General features: G+C 65.4%; 20 protein-coding genes and 1 riboswitch. Of the genes, 17 read left to right on the forward strand and 3 right to left on the reverse strand.

All coding sequences use genetic code 11. The features are described 5' to 3' along the window. The first annotated feature begins 91 nt into the window (after positions 1-91). Entirely contained in the window at positions 92-826 is a 735-nt protein-coding gene (locus AU252_RS19370; RefSeq protein ID WP_058932112.1) for an alpha/beta hydrolase, read from the forward strand. A 3-nt stretch (positions 827-829) separates the two neighbouring features. Here AU252_RS19370 and thiC read toward each other — a convergent pair whose 3' ends face one another. Then, a complete protein-coding gene (thiC, locus tag AU252_RS19375; RefSeq protein ID WP_058932113.1) occupies positions 830-2,647 on the reverse strand; it encodes a phosphomethylpyrimidine synthase ThiC in 1,818 nt (605 codons plus the stop codon). Continuing rightward, positions 2,642-2,749: riboswitch (TPP riboswitch) on the reverse strand. Its footprint overlaps the gene before it by 6 nt. A gap of 155 nt (positions 2,750-2,904) precedes the next feature. On the opposite strand from thiC, the gene AU252_RS19380 reads away from it, so the two are divergent. The 16 genes from AU252_RS19380 to AU252_RS19455 all read left to right on the forward strand — a co-directional run bounded on the left by AU252_RS19380 (position 2,905) and on the right by AU252_RS19455 (position 15,088). Continuing rightward, positions 2,905-3,780, forward strand: coding sequence for a VOC family protein (locus AU252_RS19380; RefSeq protein ID WP_058932114.1), 876 nt, complete (start codon positions 2,905-2,907; stop codon positions 3,778-3,780). A gap of 113 nt (positions 3,781-3,893) precedes the next feature. Continuing rightward, the gene (locus tag AU252_RS19385) at positions 3,894-4,331 is read left to right on the forward strand and encodes a hypothetical protein (RefSeq protein ID WP_205630596.1); all 438 of its coding nucleotides are present in this window, start codon (positions 3,894-3,896) and stop codon (positions 4,329-4,331) included. 212 nt (positions 4,332-4,543) lie between these two features. Then, complete coding sequence (gene rpsP, locus AU252_RS19390) at positions 4,544-4,960, forward strand: 30S ribosomal protein S16 (protein ID WP_056349101.1); 417 nt, start codon at positions 4,544-4,546, stop codon at positions 4,958-4,960. 1 nt (position 4,961) lies between these two features. Continuing rightward, positions 4,962-5,204 carry an RNA-binding protein gene (locus AU252_RS19395; protein ID WP_056349097.1) on the forward strand — a complete coding sequence of 81 codons (243 nt, stop codon included), beginning with the start codon at positions 4,962-4,964 and terminating at the stop codon, positions 5,202-5,204. Between the two features lie 112 nt (positions 5,205-5,316). After that, positions 5,317-5,862: a ribosome maturation factor RimM gene (rimM, locus tag AU252_RS19400; RefSeq protein WP_083510480.1), complete on the forward strand. Its 546-nt coding sequence runs from the start codon at positions 5,317-5,319 to the stop codon at positions 5,860-5,862. Further along, positions 5,863-6,735, forward strand: a complete 873-nt coding sequence (trmD, locus tag AU252_RS19405; protein ID WP_058932117.1) for a tRNA (guanosine(37)-N1)-methyltransferase TrmD — start codon at positions 5,863-5,865, stop codon at positions 6,733-6,735. Between the two features lie 243 nt (positions 6,736-6,978). Beyond that, entirely contained in the window at positions 6,979-7,338 is a 360-nt protein-coding gene (gene rplS / locus AU252_RS19410; RefSeq protein ID WP_056349088.1) for a 50S ribosomal protein L19, read from the forward strand. 84 nt (positions 7,339-7,422) lie between these two features. Next, a complete protein-coding gene (gene lepB, locus AU252_RS19415) occupies positions 7,423-8,100 on the forward strand; it encodes a signal peptidase I (RefSeq protein ID WP_058932118.1) in 678 nt (225 codons plus the stop codon). After that, a complete protein-coding gene (gene lepB, locus AU252_RS19420; protein ID WP_058932119.1) occupies positions 8,101-8,952 on the forward strand; it encodes a signal peptidase I in 852 nt (283 codons plus the stop codon). It begins immediately after the preceding gene. An 11-nt stretch (positions 8,953-8,963) separates the two neighbouring features. Further along, a complete protein-coding gene (locus AU252_RS19425; RefSeq protein WP_430929487.1) occupies positions 8,964-9,692 on the forward strand; it encodes a ribonuclease HII in 729 nt (242 codons plus the stop codon). Positions 9,693-9,785: 93 nt separating this feature from the next. Continuing rightward, positions 9,786-10,112, forward strand: coding sequence for a DUF2469 domain-containing protein (locus AU252_RS19430; protein WP_056349080.1), 327 nt, complete (start codon positions 9,786-9,788; stop codon positions 10,110-10,112). A 123-nt stretch (positions 10,113-10,235) separates the two neighbouring features. Beyond that, entirely contained in the window at positions 10,236-10,592 is a 357-nt protein-coding gene (locus AU252_RS19435; RefSeq protein ID WP_056349077.1) for a YraN family protein, read from the forward strand. Beyond that, positions 10,593-12,137 (forward strand): YifB family Mg chelatase-like AAA ATPase, encoded by a 1,545-nt coding sequence (locus tag AU252_RS19440; protein WP_058932120.1) that lies wholly within the window; start codon positions 10,593-10,595, stop codon positions 12,135-12,137. Between the two features lie 13 nt (positions 12,138-12,150). Then, a complete protein-coding gene (dprA, locus tag AU252_RS19445) occupies positions 12,151-13,335 on the forward strand; it encodes a DNA-processing protein DprA (RefSeq protein WP_058932121.1) in 1,185 nt (394 codons plus the stop codon). Positions 13,336-13,386: 51 nt separating this feature from the next. Next, positions 13,387-14,313 carry a tyrosine recombinase XerC gene (locus AU252_RS19450; protein WP_058933067.1) on the forward strand — a complete coding sequence of 309 codons (927 nt, stop codon included), beginning with the start codon at positions 13,387-13,389 and terminating at the stop codon, positions 14,311-14,313. A gap of 271 nt (positions 14,314-14,584) precedes the next feature. Further along, on the forward strand, positions 14,585-15,088 hold the full coding sequence (locus AU252_RS19455; protein ID WP_056349065.1) for a DUF3145 domain-containing protein: 504 nt from the start codon (positions 14,585-14,587) through the stop codon (positions 15,086-15,088). 154 nt (positions 15,089-15,242) lie between these two features. Here AU252_RS19455 and AU252_RS19460 read toward each other — a convergent pair whose 3' ends face one another. Continuing rightward, the gene (locus AU252_RS19460) at positions 15,243-16,478 is read right to left on the reverse strand and encodes a beta-ketoacyl-[acyl-carrier-protein] synthase family protein (RefSeq protein ID WP_058932122.1); all 1,236 of its coding nucleotides are present in this window, start codon (positions 16,476-16,478) and stop codon (positions 15,243-15,245) included. Between the two features lie 152 nt (positions 16,479-16,630). Beyond that, positions 16,631-16,876: an acyl carrier protein gene (locus AU252_RS19465; RefSeq protein ID WP_009359314.1), complete on the reverse strand. Its 246-nt coding sequence runs from the start codon at positions 16,874-16,876 to the stop codon at positions 16,631-16,633. Positions 16,877-16,940 lie beyond the last annotated feature (64 nt).

Here is a 16,940-nt window from a genome sequence, read left to right on the forward strand (position 1 = left end):
ACTGGGTAGCAGCAGGCGTCGTTGTGGGCACTCATAACGACACTGGCTGCTGCCCAATTGGGATGTCGGTGCCGTGGAATAGGGTTGGGTCATGTTCAAACAGCGGGTAGTGTTCGTGCACGGCGCCGGACCTTTCGGTGCCGCGGCGTGGCTGCGCCAGCACGGCATGGCGCTGACGTACGACGCCCTGTTCCTGCGGCGGCACGGTTTTGACCCCGTCGCTGAACCCGTGGAGTCCTCGTTCTCCGAAGATACCGCCATCATCCTGCGCTCACTTGCCGATGACGGCCGCGGGGCCGCTGGGGGCCATGTCGTCGCCCACGCCGAGGGCGCGATTGCGGCCATGATGGCTGCCGTCGAACGCCCCGAGCTGGTGTATTCCCTCACGCTGGTAGAACCGGCGTGCCTGTCCCTGACCGCCGAACTGCCGGCCACGGCCGCACACCGCGCCCTGATGCAACCGCTGTTCGACGTCCGGCACCAGCTCAGCGATGAAGACTTCCAGCGTGAGTTCGTGCGGCGAATGTTCGCGGCGGACCTGCAGGAGCCCGCCACGCCGGAGGAAAAACGGTCGGCGCGCCGGCTCCGGTTGCAGGCGCCGTCCTGGGAGGCCCCGCTGCACATAGTTCCGGGCGTCCCCACTATGGTCCTGACGGGTGGGTGGGAACCGCTCTACGAGGAAATCGCCGGATATCTGCAGGAAACCGGTGCCCTGCACCGCATCGCTGCGGGAGGACACCGGCCCCAGGACTCTGCCGAAGGTGACCGTGCCATCCGGTCCTTCATCGCCGACGTCGGCAGGTCACGCTCGGCTCAGGCTTCCTGAGCGTCAGTTCCCGGCCGGGATCCGAAGCTCGGGGAGGTAGACCTTTCCGCCGGCGGCCAGGAACTCCGCACTCTTTTCGCGCATCCCGCTGTAGGCCTCGGCGATGGCCGCCTGCGAATCGGCGGAACCGTATTCGTCCCTGATGTCCTGGCTGATCTTCATCGAGCAGAACTTCGGGCCGCACATGGAGCAGAAGTGGGCGGTTTTGGCCGGTTCGGCGGGCAGCGTCTCGTCATGGAAGGCCTCCGCCGTGACCGGGTCCAGGGACAGCGCGAACTGGTCGCGCCAGCGGAACTCGAACCTGGCCTTGGACAGGGCATCATCCCGTTCATGGGCGCCGGGGTGGCCTTTGGCAAGGTCTGCTGCGTGGGCGGCGATCTTGTAGGTGATCACACCGGTCTTCACGTCGTCCTTGTTCGGGAGGCCAAGGTGTTCCTTGGGCGTGACGTAACAAAGCATCGCCGTGCCGTACCGGGCGATTTCCGTGGCGCCGATGGCGGACGTGATGTGGTCATAGCCCGGGGCAATATCAGTAACCAGCGGCCCCAGGGTGTAGAACGGGGCGCCCTTGCAGAGTTCCTGCTGGCGTTCCACATTCTCCCGCACCAGATGGAACGGGACGTGCCCGGGACCTTCCACCATGACCTGCACATCGAATTCCCACGCCCGCTGGGTCAGTTCGGCCAGCGTGTCCAGCTCGGCGAACTGGGCGGCGTCGTTGGCGTCCGCCGTCGCTCCCGGGCGCAGTCCGTCGCCCAGGGAGAACGCGACGTCGTACTTGGCGAAGATCCCGCACAACTCGTCGAAGTGCGTGTACAGGAAGTTCTCCTGGTGGTGGGCCAGGCACCAGCCGGCCATGATCGCGCCGCCCCGGGAGACGATGCCGGTGACGCGGTTGGCCGTCAGCGGCACGTAACGCAGCAGCACGCCGGCGTGGATGGTCATGTAGTCCACGCCCTGCTCGCACTGCTCAATGACCGTGTCCCGGTAGATCTCCCACGTCAGGGCGTTGGCCTCGCCGTTGACCTTCTCCAGCGCCTGGTAGATGGGCACCGTCCCGATGGGCACGGGAGAGTTGCGGATGAGCCATTCCCGGGTGGTGTGGATGTCATCGCCGGTGGACAGGTCCATCACCGTGTCTGCGCCCCACTGCGTGGCCCACTGGAGTTTGTCCACTTCCTCGGCGATGGAGCTGGTCACGGCCGAGTTGCCGATGTTGGCATTGATCTTCACCAGGAAGGCCTTGCCGATAATCATCGGTTCGGATTCCGGGTGGTTGATGTTGTTGGGGATGATGGCCCGGCCAGCCGCCACCTCGCTGCGGACCAGTTCCACGTCGCAATTCTCACGGAGGGCGATGAACTGCATCTCGGGGGTGATGACACCCTGCCGCGCGTAGTGCATCTGGGTGACGGTCCGGCCGCCGACGGCGCGGCGGGGCACCGGCTGCGCGCCCTTCCACTCCGCAGAGGCTGCGCCGCGGCGCACGGCCGACTTGCCGTCGTCGAGCAGGTTCCGCTCCCGGCCGCTGTAGGGCTCGGTGTCTCCGCGGGCGGCGATCCACTCTGAGCGGAACGGGTTGAGGCCCACCACCGGATCGCTGCCCGGTCCCGCCGTGCGGTAGGTCCGGAAAGGCCCGTTCGGCGCGCCGTTTGGCGACGGTTCGAGGGCGATCTCGGTCACGGGAACCCGGATCCCGGTGGCCTCATCGGTGACAAACGCCAGCGAGTGGGACTTCAGTGACTGGGTTTCAGGCTGGAGCGTTTGATCCACGTCGGCTTCATTTTTGGCAGGGATCAGCTGTGTTTCTTGTGTATTCAATGAATACTCACTTCCTTCGCCGGCATTACCCGGACAGGTTCAACGGTCGCAGGCTGCGTCAGCCCGATCTCAGCCCCTGCAAGGGCTCCCGTGTGGTCAAGTTGAAGCTACCACAGTCCGAGCGTGGCCTGGTGACAGCAATCACGGGTACGCGGTCGCAATCTGTCTGCTCCGCCACTTGAATTAAATTGAAGCTTCAAGTAAATTGGAGCCATAGCCGCCTTCCATCCGAAGGCCAACGGACCGGGAGTGTTCAAATGACTGCAGAAGCCACCAGCCGGGATCTCCTTCCTGCCGACCTCTCCATGGGCACGGTGATGCTCAAGGTGGGCGACATGAAGCTGATGACCGACTACTACCAGCGTGCGCTCGGCCTGGAGGTCGTCGCGGAACAGGACGGCGGCGTCTATCTTGGCCGCCTTCAACGCCCGCTGGTCCATCTCGCGGCCGCTCCGTCCTTGCATCTGCCGGGCAGGGGAGAGGCCGGGCTGTTCCACACCGCACTGCTGTTTGACGACCGGGCTTCGCTGGCCGCCACAGTAGCCACCGCCGCCCAGTACGAACCCCGATCCTTCACCGGCAGCGCCGACCACCTCGTCAGCGAGGCCTTCTACTTCAATGACCCGGAAGGCAACGGCATCGAACTGTACTGGGACAGGCCCCGCGAAAACTGGTCCTGGAACGGGAAGGATGTAGTGATGGACAGCCTGGCACTGCCGCCGCAGCGCTACCTCGAGCAGCACCTGACCCAGGAATCCGTGGCCGGCCAGCGGGCCAGCGAAGCCGGCGTGGGCCACGTCCACCTCCAGGTGGGCGACGTCCAGTCAGCGCACGATTTCTACGTGGGCACGCTGGGCTTCGAAAAGACCGCCGGCTGGCACGGGCAGGCGCTGTTTGTCTCTGCGGGCCGGTATCACCACCACATGGCCATGAACGTCTGGAACAGCCGCGGAGCCGGTCCCCGCAAGAACACCCTGGGCCTCGGCGAAGTGCTCATCGAGGTCCCTTCCGGGGACGACGTCGGAGCGCTCGCCGACCGCCTGAAGGTCGCCGGTGTGGCCTCGCACCACACGGGCGCCGAGCTTCGCTTCGAGGACCCGTGGCGCAACAATATCCGTGTCGCCGTCCGCTGAGTGCGGATGCCAAATGTGCGGCCGGCCTTGTACTAGGCTGATTCTGAACGGCCGGGGCGGCACTTGCTGCTGCCCTTCCAGGCCGCACCGTCGACGGAATGAGGGCTGTTCCCATGGGCTTCACTGAAATTTTTGTTTCCACTCACAATGCCGCACTGAAGCGGGCGGACGTCCTGGATGCGGGCGGCTCCCCGGCGGGCCAGGCCCTGCGGATTCCCGGAATCAGCGATTTCGAAATCGAGCAGCTTGGCGATCTTGCCGGCGTTGCGGTGCACGCCGGTGGCGCGGACTACGAACTGGCCATGGTTGACGTGGCCAGTGATTCCCTCCTCGGGGTCCCGCGGGCCATGGTGCGTGCGCTCGCCGACCTGCTCAGCTACGAGACTGAAGGCGAAGGCAATGTCCTGGACGACGTCGCTGAAAAGTGGGCCGCCCAGGATGACATGCCGTTCGGCGCAGCCGAGGCCCGGACGTATGTCCAGCAGTTCGCTGAGCTTGCCAACTCCGTCGATGACGCCGCACGCACCGGCGTGTATGTCTGGTCGTCGTAGGCCGGCCGTGGCCCGCCGGGTCCGCCCGGCTGCCCCACCCCGACGTGTCAAGTCGAAATCCGGACGCTGATCTGGCACAATAAACAGGTACTCGATCTGCGTGGCCCCTCTCTCCGCGTCCGGATCCTGTCCTTCGAACCCTCAAGTATGGCCCGCCCCACGGGTGCAGAACGTCGGTTCACCCCTTTTCTGAAACAGGAGTGACCACAAAAGTGGCCGTAAAGATTCGCCTTAAGCGCTTTGGCAAGATGCGCGCACCGTACTACCGCATCGTCGTCATGGACGCACGCTCCAAGCGTGACGGCCGTGCCATCGAAGAGATCGGCAAGTACCACCCCACCGAAGAGCCCTCATACATCGAGGTGGACACGGACCGTGCCCAGTACTGGCTCGGCGTCGGCGCACAGCCGTCCGAGCAGGTTGCCGCGATCCTGAAGATCACCGGTGATTGGCAGAAGTTCAAGGGCCTGCCGGGCCAGGAAGGCACCCTGAAGACCAAAGCTCCGAAGGCTGCCTTTGTTGCCCCGGAAAAGGGTTCCGTGATCATCCCGGAAGCCATCACCAAGAAGTCGAAGCAGTCTGACGCAGCCGAGGCCCCGGCCGAGGCAGAGACCACCGAGGCTGAGTAGATTGCTGGCAGAAGCGCTCGAACACCTCGTCCGGGGAATCGTTGATTCGCCGGAAGATGTCAAGGTCAGCTCGAAGAACAACCGCCGTGGGGACACCCTCGAGGTTCGTGTTCATCAGGATGACCTGGGACGGGTGATCGGCCGCCAGGGCCGCACCGCACGGGCATTGCGCACCGTTGTGGCGGCACTGGCAGACGGCGAGCCGGTCAGGGTCGACGTCGTCGACACCGACCGCCGCCGCTAAGCGCTCGGCAACATCAGTTTTTTGCTCCGGCCCTTCCACCAGCAACGGTGGAGGGGCCGGAGTGCTTTCACCACAAGACCGTGGAGAATCCACAACCGAAACAGAGGAACAGATGCAGCTTCAGGTGGCACGAATCGGCAAACCGCATGGAATCCGCGGCGAAGTGACGGTCCAGGTGCTGACCGACGCTCCGGGGGACCGGTTTGTTCCCGGTACCGAGTTTGTGGTGGAGCCTGCATCGGCTGGCCCGCTCATTGTTGAGGGTGCGCGCTGGAACAAGGACATCCTGCTGCTCGCATTCGAAGGAATCGAGACCCGCAACCAGGCAGAGACCCTGCGCGGCGCCAAGCTTTTCATCGAAACCGAAGAGCTGGACGGGGACGACGACGAAGGCTGGTACGAGCACGAACTGGTAGGGCTCGAGGCGCGCGTCGGGTCGCAGGTGGTCGGCAAGATCGCCGCCCTGCACACCTTGCCCGTCCAGGACCTGCTCGTGGTTGAAATGCCGGACGGCAAGGAAATCCTTGTCCCGTTTGTGGAGCAGATCGTTCCGGAGGTCAATGTGGCCGAGGGATTCGTCCTGCTGACGCCGCCGGAGGGTCTCTTTGAGGTCAACGACGGCGAAGCCGGCCCCGGTGAAGCGGAGGAAAACGCGTAGATGAGAATCGACGTCGTCAGTATCTTCCCGGAGTACCTGGCGCCCCTGGAGCTCTCGCTCATTGGCAAGGCGCGCCAGGACGGCCTGTTGGACCTGCGCGTCCATGACCTGCGTGATTTCACCACCGACAAGCACCGTTCAGTGGACGACACCCCGTACGGCGGCGGCGCCGGCATGGTGATGAAGCCTGAGCCTTGGGCGCAGGCGTTGGCTGCCGTTGCCGCAGCTGCTGTCGCCGGAGCCGGTGAAGCCGCAGGAGGCGCCGGGGCCACGGCGGCCGAGCCCGCCAAACCGGTGTTGATTGTCCCGTCGCCGGCAGGGGAGCGCTTCAACCAGGCCCTGGCCCATGAGCTCGCAGAAGAGGACCAGCTGGTTTTTGCCTGCGGCCGCTATGAGGGCATCGACGAGCGTGTCATCGAGTGGGCGGAAGAGCACTTCACGGTGCGCCCCATGAGCCTGGGTGACTATGTGCTGAACGGCGGCGAAGTGGCCGTTTTGGCCATGGTCGAAGCCATCGGCAGGCTGCTGCCCGGCGTGGTGGGCAACCCTGATTCCCTGGTGGAGGAGTCGCATTCGGACGGGCTGCTGGAATACCCCGTGTATACCAAGCCCGCCAGTTGGCGGGACCGGGAGGTCCCGGCAGTGCTGCTGAGCGGCAACCACGGGAAGATCGCGCAGTGGCGCCGCCACGAGCAGTACCGGCGGACGGCGGAACGCCGTCCGGACCTGCTGGAAACGTTCGACGCCGGGAAGCTGCCACGTGCCGACCGGACGGCTTTCGCCGACCTCGGGTACGACGTCGTCGACGGTCACCTCCTGGCGCGACGGCAGGCCGATACCAGCACGGACACTGGAACCGACGCCTCAACCTGAACCGGTGCGTCTGTGGTCCAAGGCGATTGGCTGTAGGCCCGCGAGTGTGGCAAAATTAGTCTTTGTGTCTGCTGGGTCCGCACCTGCCACAGGGGGAGCGCAACCAACAGCTGGACACCCCGGGACCTTCAATCAGTGAAGGAACCGGCCCCACTTAATTTTCGGCGGTAATTTCCGGTACTTCCGGGCTTGCCCGCCGTGACCCAAAGTGAATGACCTGTGGCGTTCACCAGGAGTGCAATTATGCATATTCTCGATTCCGTAGATGCAGCCTCGCTGCGCACCGATGTTCCTGTCTTCCGCGCGGGTGACACCCTCAAGGTTCACGTGAACATCATCGAAGGCAAGAACTCCCGTGTCCAGGTATTCCAGGGCTTCGTCCTGGGCCGCCACGGCGACGGTCTTCGCGAAACCTTCACCATCCGCAAGGTCTCCTTCGGCGTCGGTGTGGAGCGTACCTTCCCGGTGCACTCCCCGATCATCGACAAGATCGAAGTTGTCTCCAAGGGTGACGTGCGCCGCGCGAAGCTGTACTACATGCGCGACCTGCGCGGCAAGGCTGCGAAGATCAAGGAAAAGCGCGACTTCCAGCCCAAGAAGTAAGTCCCCAGGGACCTACAAAGCAGGCCCCAGCCCCACCAGGCCAGCGCCGGAGCCCTTCGCAACAGCGCCCCAGGAATACGGATCATGGACCAGACAAAACGCCAGCCCAGAAGAATGGGCTGGCGTTTTGCGTTCCTGGCAGTTCTCCTGGCCGTGGCCATCAGCGGGCTGGTCCGTTCCCTGTGGCTGGATGTCTATTACATACCTTCTGAATCCATGGAGCCGGTCCTTGCGAACGGGGACCGCATCCTGGTCTCCAAAACAGACTTCCTTGCCGAACCCATCCGTCGGGGCGACATTGTGATCTTCGACGGCCGGGGTTCGTTTGCTCCCCTGCACAGTGGGAAGGGCCCCGTTCTGGATTCCGTTGTAGCGGCCTGGCAGTGGCTTGGCCTGGCCGGCAGTGACACCACGTACGTCAAACGTGTCATCGGCCTGCCGGGGGACACCGTGGTTTGCTGCGACAAAGTCGGAAAGATCACCGTCAACGGCGAGGCACTCGACGAGCCGTATCTGTTCGACGGAGACAGCCCAAGCACGCAGATCTTCAGCGCCGTGGTGCCCGACGGAAGGCTTTGGCTGCTCGGTGACCACCGCTCGGCGTCCGCTGATTCGCGCAGCCTGCTCGGTGCGCCCGGCGGTGGCATGGTGCCAATGGACCGTATCATCGGCAGGCCGGTCCAGATCGTCTGGCCACTTGATAGATTTGCTGCAGTACTACGGCCGCCAGCGGCAGGATCAACAACAGAGGACGGACAGTAAATGCCCGAGAACAATGCCCGGACACCTGAGCCGCCTCGCGAAGGAGCCCCCGGTGCCGACACCGACGGTATGTCCGCCAACGCGATTTCCGGCGGCGGCGCGTCGGACGGCGTGGCGGATGGCAGCCCGTCGGCGCCACTGTCCGGCAGGCGATCCGCGGCACCGACTTCCGAGCCCGCCGCCCCCAGCCAGCTCTTTGTCTGGCTGAAGGAGGTTGCCACGGTAGTGGTGATCGCCGTGGTGCTGTCCTTCCTGATCAAGACGTTCCTGTTCCGCGCGTTCTATATTCCGTCCGAGTCCATGGTCAGCACCCTGGACGTCAACGACCGCATCTTCGTGAACCTGCTGGTTCCGGAGCCGTTTTCCCTCTCACGCGGCGACGTTGTGGTCTTCCGTGACACCAAGGGCTGGCTGAGCACGGCACCGGAGGAACCGAATGGACCTTTCACCTGGGTCCAGGACGGCCTGACATTTGTGGGACTGCTGCCGGACAACTCCGAGCAGCACCTCGTCAAACGTGTCATCGGGCTTCCCGGTGACGAAGTGATCTGCTGCGACGACGGCGGTAAACTGACCATCAACGGATCTCCTATTGATGAAACCTATGTTAACGGGGCTGAGGCACCGCAGATCCGTGCTTTCGACGTCGTTGTTCCGGAAGGAAAGGTCTGGGTCATGGGTGATAACCGGAATCACTCCGCGGATTCCCGCTCGCACCTGGAATCCAATGGCGGATTCGTCGACCTCGTGGACGTAGAGGGCAAAGCCGCCGTCATCGCATGGCCGGTGAACCGGATCACTGTCCTTGACAATTATCCGGCCGTCTTCCGGAACGTGCCTGCGGGAGGCTAGGAGTGTCCGCAGTGATACCGGCCACCGAGTCCAAGGCTCCAGCCCGCCAGACGGACGGGGTCCGCTCCAAAGCACCGACGCTCCGGCATGAGCGGACGTTCAAAGCGCAGGGCGCCCGTTACCTGGCCGGCGTGGACGAAGTGGGCCGGGGGGCGCTGGCAGGACCTGTAAGCGTCGGGATCGCAGTCGTGGACCTCCATACCCAGAAGCCCCTGGCCGGTGTGCGGGACAGCAAGCTCCTCAGCCCCGCCGAACGGGAACGGCTGGAACCGCTGGTCAGACGCTGGAGTGTTGCGTCCGCCGTCGGGCACGCTTCCGCGCGGGAGATCGACGCATTGGGGATCATTGCTGCGCTGCGGCTGGCCGGTACGCGCGCCTGGCAGGACATCCTTGCGGCCGGCATCAGCCCAGATGTGGTGCTGCTCGATGGCAGCCACAACTGGCTCTCGCCCGCCGGGCAGCCTTCCCTGTTTGACGAGCCACCCATGGATTTCGCGTGCCTTGCCCCGGTCCACACCAAGATCAAGGCGGACATGCAGTGCCTGAGCGTGGCCGCAGCCAGCGTGATTGCGAAGGTGGAACGCGACGAGCAGATGCGCGGCCTGCACAGTGAATACCCCGAGTTTGGCTGGGACGTCAACAAGGGCTACGCCACGGCAATTCACCGGGACGCGCTCCGCGCCGCCGGTGCCACACCGTACCACCGGGTGAGTTGGAACCTCCTGGGCGGCGAACTCTGATTCCGTGCCGCTCCAGTGCCTGCCGGACTGGTGTAGGGCTCATGCGGCGCGGACGCTGCGACTGCGGCGCCCTGGATGGTGCAAGATGGAAGCATGAGTGCAGAGGATCTTGAAAACTATGAAACCGACATGGAGCTGCAGCTCTACCGTGAATACCGCGATGTTGTCGGGCTCTTCAGTTACGTTGTCGAGACCGAACGCCGCTTTTACCTCGCAAACCACGTGGACCTGCAGGCCCGAAGCGCCGACGGCGAGGTCTACTTCGATCTGACGCTCCAGGATGCCTGGGTGTGGGATGTGTACCGTTCGGCACGGTTCGTGAAGACAGTCCGTGTCCTGACGTTCAAGGATGTCAACGTCGAAGAACTGCCCCGCAACGAGGAACTCGCCCTCCCGAAGGACGCTGACCTCGGCAACTGACGCCGGCCCACTGCTCCTCCACAGCCCCGCTGTATTGGGGCGGTTTTCCCGGGTTGCCCACATACGCGAATAGCCTGCTGTCCTCCGCTGTCCTGCCCCTGCAGGCTGGTTGCGGAGGTAGAAATGAAATCCAAAGACCTGTTGGGCCGGCGCGGCGAGGAACTCGCGGCCGGCTATCTTGAATCGCTCGGCATGCTGGTGGTGGAACGCAACTGGCGCTGCGCCGAGGGTGAAATAGACATTGTGGCCCTGGACGGCGACGCCCTGGTCATCGCAGAGGTGAAAACCCGCCGTTCCCTGGACTACGGGCACCCGTTCGAAGCTGTAGGGCCGGACAAACTCGCCCGGCTGCATCGGCTTGGTTCGGCATGGTGCCGGGACCGGGAGCTGCGGATGCCGCTACGGCGCGTGGACGTCATTGCCGTGGTGGACGACGGCGGCGGCGAACCCCTGGTGGAACACCTCAAGGGGGTGGGGTAGATGGCGCTGGGCCGGGCCTACTCCGTGGCGCTGGTGGGATTGAACGGGTACATCGTCGAGGTAGAAGCCGATATTGGCCAGACCCTGCCGGCATTCGTAATCCTGGGCCTCCCGGATGCCGCCCTCAACGAGGCCAAGGAACGCATACGTTCCGCGGCCAAAAATTCTGGAATTCCGCTGAGCCGGCGGAAGATCACGGCCAACCTCATCCCTGCGTCGCTGCCCAAACGCGGTTCCGGCTTCGACCTTGCCGTGACCATGGCAGTCCTGAGGGCCGCAAATGACATCAAGCCCACCGGCCGGACCGTCTTCATCGCCGAACTCGGGTTGGATGGCCGGCTTCGGCCGGTGCGCGGCATCCTGCCGGCAGTGATGGCGTCGGTACAGGCCGGCTATCCGGACGTGGTGGTCGCGCACGCCAACCTCGGCGAAGCATCGCTGGTCCCCGGAGCCAACGTCAAGGGGTATCGCACGCTGGCGCGGCTGGCGCTCGACTTCGGTGCAGACCCGCAAGAGCTCGCACTGGACTTCGAGCCGGAGGACGAGGCCGGTCACGGGGACTCCGAACCGGGGGCCCAGGCTGTTCCTGACATGGCCGACGTCTCCGGCCAGGGCGAAGCCAGACGTGCACTCGAGGTGGCCGCTGCCGGGGCCCACCACCTGCTCCTGACCGGACCTCCGGGTGCGGGCAAGACCATGCTGGCCGAAAGACTTCCCGGTCTCCTGCCGGACCTTGCCGACAACGAGGCCATGGAAGTCACTGCCATCCACTCCCTCTGCGGCCTTCCCTCATCCGCCGTTCAGCTTGTGCGGCGGCCGCCGTTCGAAAACCCGCATCATTCGGCAACAGCCGCCGCCATTATCGGCGGGGGATCGGGGTTGCCGCGCCCTGGTGCGGCGTCGCGGGCGCACCGCGGTGTCCTGTTCCTGGACGAGGCCCCGGAATACGAACGGCGCGTCCTGGACGCCCTTCGCCAGCCCCTGGAGAGCGGGGAGCTGGTCATTCACCGCTCGGCAGGAACGGCAGCCTACCCTGCCCGGTTCCAGCTGGTCCTTGCCGCCAACCCCTGTCCCTGCGGCAAGGCTTCGGGAAAAGGCCTTGACTGCACGTGCACGCCTATGATGCGGCGCCGCTACGTGGCCAGGATGTCCGGTCCGCTGCTGGACCGGGTGGATATCCAGCTGCAGGTGGAGCGCGTGTCACTGGCCGACTTCGGCCAGGCGGGCGCCGAAGAAGACACAGCCGCCGTGGCACGGAGGGTAGGCGACGCACGCCGGCGCCAGGCCGAACGGCTGCGGCCGCTGGGAATGGAAACGAACTCGCAGGTGCCCGGCCGGATTCTGCGCGGCGCCCTGCGGCTGCCGGCCGGCGCCACGCGGATCCTGGACCACTCACTGGAGCGGGGCGTGCTGACCGCCAGGGGCTATGACAGGGTTCTCCGGCTGGCCTGGACCCTGGCGGACCTGTCGCACCGCGACAGGCCCGACACCAACGACATCGGCCAGGCCCTTGGCCTCCGGCAGGCTGCCTCGGCAGCTGCGTGAAGGAAGAAACCACATGGACAACGAACGGATCGCCCGGGCCGCCCTGTCGCGGCTCATGGAACCGCAGGACGCGGCCGGACTGGCCCTAGTACAGGCGACCGGCGCACGCGACGCCTTGAAAATCGCCACGGGCCAGGCGGCCGCCGGCCCGGCACTGGAGCGGGAGATCACCGGACTGCTGGCGGACAACGGCGCCGGAACCAGCTGGGCGGGCATGGCTGCCTCCCTCAAACGCTGGGCTCCCCGCATTACGGATCTGGCGCCCGAGCGTGACCTGGCCACCATGGCACGCCTTGGCGGCCGGCTGATCATCCCGTCGGATGATCTCTGGCCTGCCCAGCTCGGGGACCTTGGGATGCAGGAGCCCATCTGTCTTTGGTGGCGGGGCCTGGAACAGGAGCTTCCCGGTCCGGCCCGGAGCGTGGCGCTGGTGGGGTCCCGCGACAGCACCAGCTACGGCGCCTCGGTGACCGGGGACCTCGCCTACTCCTTGGCTCAGCGGGGCTTCACCGTGGTTTCCGGGGGCGCGTACGGCATCGACGCCCACGCGCACCGGGCAGCACTGGCCGGGGGATCAGCGGCGGTGCCTACCATCGCGGTGATGGCTGGTGGTGTGGACCGGTTTTACCCGTCCGGCAACGAGGATCTCCTGAGGGCGGTCTGCAACCAGGGAGCGGTGCTCGCAGAGGTGCCGCCAGGGTCGGCGCCCACCCGCTACCGCTTTCTCCAGCGGAACAGGCTGATCGCGGCCTTGGCCGCAGTGACGGTGGTGGTGGAAGCGCGCTGGCGGTCCGGTGCGCTGAACACGGCCCACCACGCGGAGACGCTTGGCCGCGCGGTGGGAGCTGTGCCGGGGTCCGTGCACAGCGCCAACTCCGCCGGCTGCCACCGGCTGCTTCGGGATGGCGGGGCTGTCTGCGTGACTGACGCCGCGGAGATCGCCGAACTGGCCTCCCCAAGCGGCGTGGGGCTTACGGCGCCCGGGACAGCGCATGCGGCCGACCATGACGGACTGACCTTGGAGGATCTGATCCTTCTGGACGCCCTGCCGCTGCGGTCCACCACGTCCGTGGACAAGCTCTGCGCAGTTGCCGGCCTCAGTGCGGACTCCGTGCGGGCCGGGTTGGGCAGGCTAGGCCTGCTGGGGCTCGCAGCTTCAGAAAGGGGCGGCTGGAAACGGGCCAAGGAATCCGTGTAGTTGCCTGTGTCCGGCACGGGATTGCCCACCGACTTCTGGGACAGTGGAACAGTGGAGAATCAGGAACTGTCCCGGGCGCTTGAGCAGGCACTTGCAGACTTCGGCAGATACCTGACCGCCGAGCGGGCCCGGTCCGGGCATACGCTTCGGGCATACCTGTCCGATCTTCGAAGCCTCCTGGCGTACGCCGCCTCCGAGGGTGTCACGGATCTGCCCGGCCTCGAGCTGGGCACCCTCCGACGCTGGCTGGGGGCGCAGAGCCAGGCCGGGATATCCCGGGCCACCCTTGCGCGGAGATCGGCCACTGCGCGCTCGTTCACCACGTGGGCCATGAGGGAAGAGCTTATCGAGACCGATCCTGCCTTGCGCCTCAGGGCTCCCAAAGCGGAAAAGTCACTGCCGGGGGTGCTGCAGTCCCAACAACTCCTCAGGCTGCTGAACAGCCTTGCGGAAGCCGCGGCTGACGGGTCGCCGGTGCCGGTGCGCAACCGGGCAATGGTGGAGCTCCTATACGCCACGGGGCTGCGGGTGGGGGAGCTGGCCGCCTTGGATGTGGACGATCTCAACCCGGACCGCCGGACCCTGCGGGTGGTCGGCAAGGGCAACAAGGAACGGACGGTTCCCTATGGCGTCCCGGCCGCCGTGGCCGTGGACGACTGGCTCCGCAGGGCCAGGCCGCTCCTGGCCACCGGCCACAGCGGACCGGCGCTTTTCCTGGGCACCAGAGGAAACCGTGTTGACCAGCGCCAGGTCAGGACCGTGGTGAATGCTCTCTTCGAAGCTTTGGGCGACACCTCGGCGACCGGCCCGCACGCGCTGAGGCATACTGCGGCAACGCACCTGCTCGATGGCGGGGCGGATCTTCGTGCGGTCCAGGAAATACTGGGCCACAGCAGTCTCGCCACCACGCAGATCTACACCCATGTGTCCGTTGAACGGCTCCGGAGCAGCTACCAGCAGGCCCATCCCCGGGCCTGAGCGCCAGGGATTACCGCCAACGCGGGGTAATTCCAGGACCGTGTCACCTATGGCGAATCGCACTGGCGTAATTACGCGGCGTACGGCACAATAAGAGTCACGTCCGGCAACTTTCAAGTTTCGCTTGAAGCTACTTCGCTTCGCGCGTCACCCGCAAGTCCGGACACAGCTTAATAATCAGGGAACACCGCCGCTGGAACGTACAGCACCGGGCAGTTTCATCCAGGCAGAGGTCGTTGGGGAAGACGTACCTACAGCTATGGAGGATGGAATGTCTGTTGCAATGACCCGCGGTGTGCTGTTTGTTCACTCAGCCCCTACAGCACTGTGCCCGCACGTTGAGTGGGCCATTGGATCCGTCGTGGACAAGCGGACGGATCTAGAGTGGACCCCTCAGCCTGCCGCGCCCGGAATGTTCCGCGCCGAGCTCTCCTGGACAGGAACCCCAGGCACCGGATCGCTGCTGGCATCCTCACTTCGCGGCTGGGCCCATCTTCGCTACGAGGTCACTGAAGAGCCGAGCCAGGGAGTTGACGGCGGCCGCTGGTCGCATACCCCCGAACTGGGAATCTTCCACGCCACAACGGACGTCCACGGCAACATCATGGTCTCAGAGGACCGCATCCGCTACGCCTACGAATCGGGTGCCGGCGATCCCTCCGCCGTGTACCACGAGCTTTCCCTGGCCTTGGGTGAGGCATGGGACGAGGAACTAGAGCCGTTCCGCCACGCAGCCGAGGGCGCACCGGTCCGCTGGCTGCACCAGGTGGGCTGACCGCCGTCGGACATCACGACGTCGTACTTCCTGTCCGCTGTCCCGGCAGAAGCCGTGCCGGATCGGAAGGCGGCGCTCCATAGCAAAAGCAGAGGCCCCGCCACATGGCGGGGCCTCTGCTTTGTCTGCGGTACCTGCTGTTCCCGTGCTGCTGCTAGATGCTGCGGACAGCGATCACGGCGTTGTGGCCGCCGAAGCCGAACGAGTTGCTCAGCGCCACGATGTCGCCTGCCGGCAGATCCCTCGCCGACGTGACGACGTCGAGCGGGATCTCCGGGTCCTGGTTCTCGAGGTTGATAGTGACCGGGGCCTTGCGGTGGTAAACGGCCAGCACAGTGAGTACTGCCTCCACCGCACCGGACGCGCCCAGCAGGTGGCCCATCTGTGACTTGGTGGCGGACACTGCAACGTTGTCGATGTGGTTCCCCAGCGATGCGCGGAGCGCCGTGTACTCGGGCTTGTCACCTACGGGAGTGGAGGTGGCGTGCGCGTTGACGTGGACAACGTCCTCGGCCTGGATCCGGCCGTCGAACATGGCTGCCTTCAGCGCGCGGGTGGCGCCCAGGCCCTGGGGGTCCGGGGCAGTGATGTGGTAGGCATCGGCCGTCACTGAGGTGCCGGCCAGTTCGGCGTAGATGCGGGCGCCGCGGGCAATGGCATGCTCCTCAGCCTCAAGCACCAGCGCACCGGCGCCTTCGCCCATCACAAAGCCGTCGCGGCCCAGATCGTACGGGCGTGAGGCGCCCTGGGGGTCATCGTTGCGGCGGGAAAGCGCCTGCATGGACGAGAACGCGGCAAGGGGCATGGGGTGAATGGCCGCCTCGGCGCCGCCGCACATCACGACGTCGGCCTTGCCGGAGCGGATCAGCTCCAGGCCCAGGTGAAGGGCCTCGGTGCCCGACGCGCAGGCCGAAACGGGGGTATGGGCGCCGGCACGGGCGCCAAGGTCAAGGCTGACGGCTGCTGCGACGCCGTTGGGCATCAGCATGGGCACCGTCATGGGCAGTACGCGGCGCGGGCCCTTTTCCTTCAGGGTGTCCCACGCGTCCAGCAGGGTCCAGACGCCGCCGATGCCGGTGGCGAAGGCGACGGCAAGGCGGTCGGGGTCAATCTCGGTGATGCCGGAATCGGCCCAGGCTTCACGGGAGGCGATGACGCCGAACTGGGTGGACGGGTCCATCCGCTTGGCCTCAACGCGGCTCAGGACCGACAGTGCCGGAGTGGAGCAGCGGGCGGCGAAGTGGACCGGCAGTTCGTACTTGGCGACCCATTCGTCTTCGAGCGTGCGGGCACCGGAGACCCCCTTCAGCGCGTTGTTCCACATGGTGGGTACGTCGCCGCCGATGGGCGTGGTGGCACCCAGACCGGTAATGACTACTTTGCGTGTCATTGGATCACTCTCTGTCGGTGGGCAGGCCGTATCCGGTTGTCCGGCGGGGTCCCGCGTGTGGGGCAGCTGGCTGCCGAAAAATGTGGTGGACTGCCGGTCCGGCCTGAGCACGGACCGGCAGTCCAGTCAGCCTTAAGGGGCTGAAGCCTTGGCTAGGCCTGTGCGCCTGCGATGAAGCTGACGGCGTCGCCCACGGTCTTGAGGTTCTTGACCTCTTCGTCCGGGATACGCACGCCGAACTTCTCTTCGGCGTTGACCACGATGGTCATCATGGAGATGGAGTCGATGTCCAGGTCCTCGGTGAAGGACTTGTCCAGTTCCACAGCCTCGGGGGCAAGGCCGGTTTCTTCGTTGACGATTTCAGCCAAGCCGGCCAGGATCTCTTCGTTGCTAGCCATTGATGGCTCCTTTTCTTGTTATTGCCGGCAGGGGGTGCCGGAAACGGTGCAGTCCGCGGATGCG

This window comes from Pseudarthrobacter sulfonivorans (assembly GCF_001484605.1).
Taxonomy (GTDB): domain Bacteria; phylum Actinomycetota; class Actinomycetes; order Actinomycetales; family Micrococcaceae; genus Arthrobacter; species Arthrobacter sulfonivorans_A.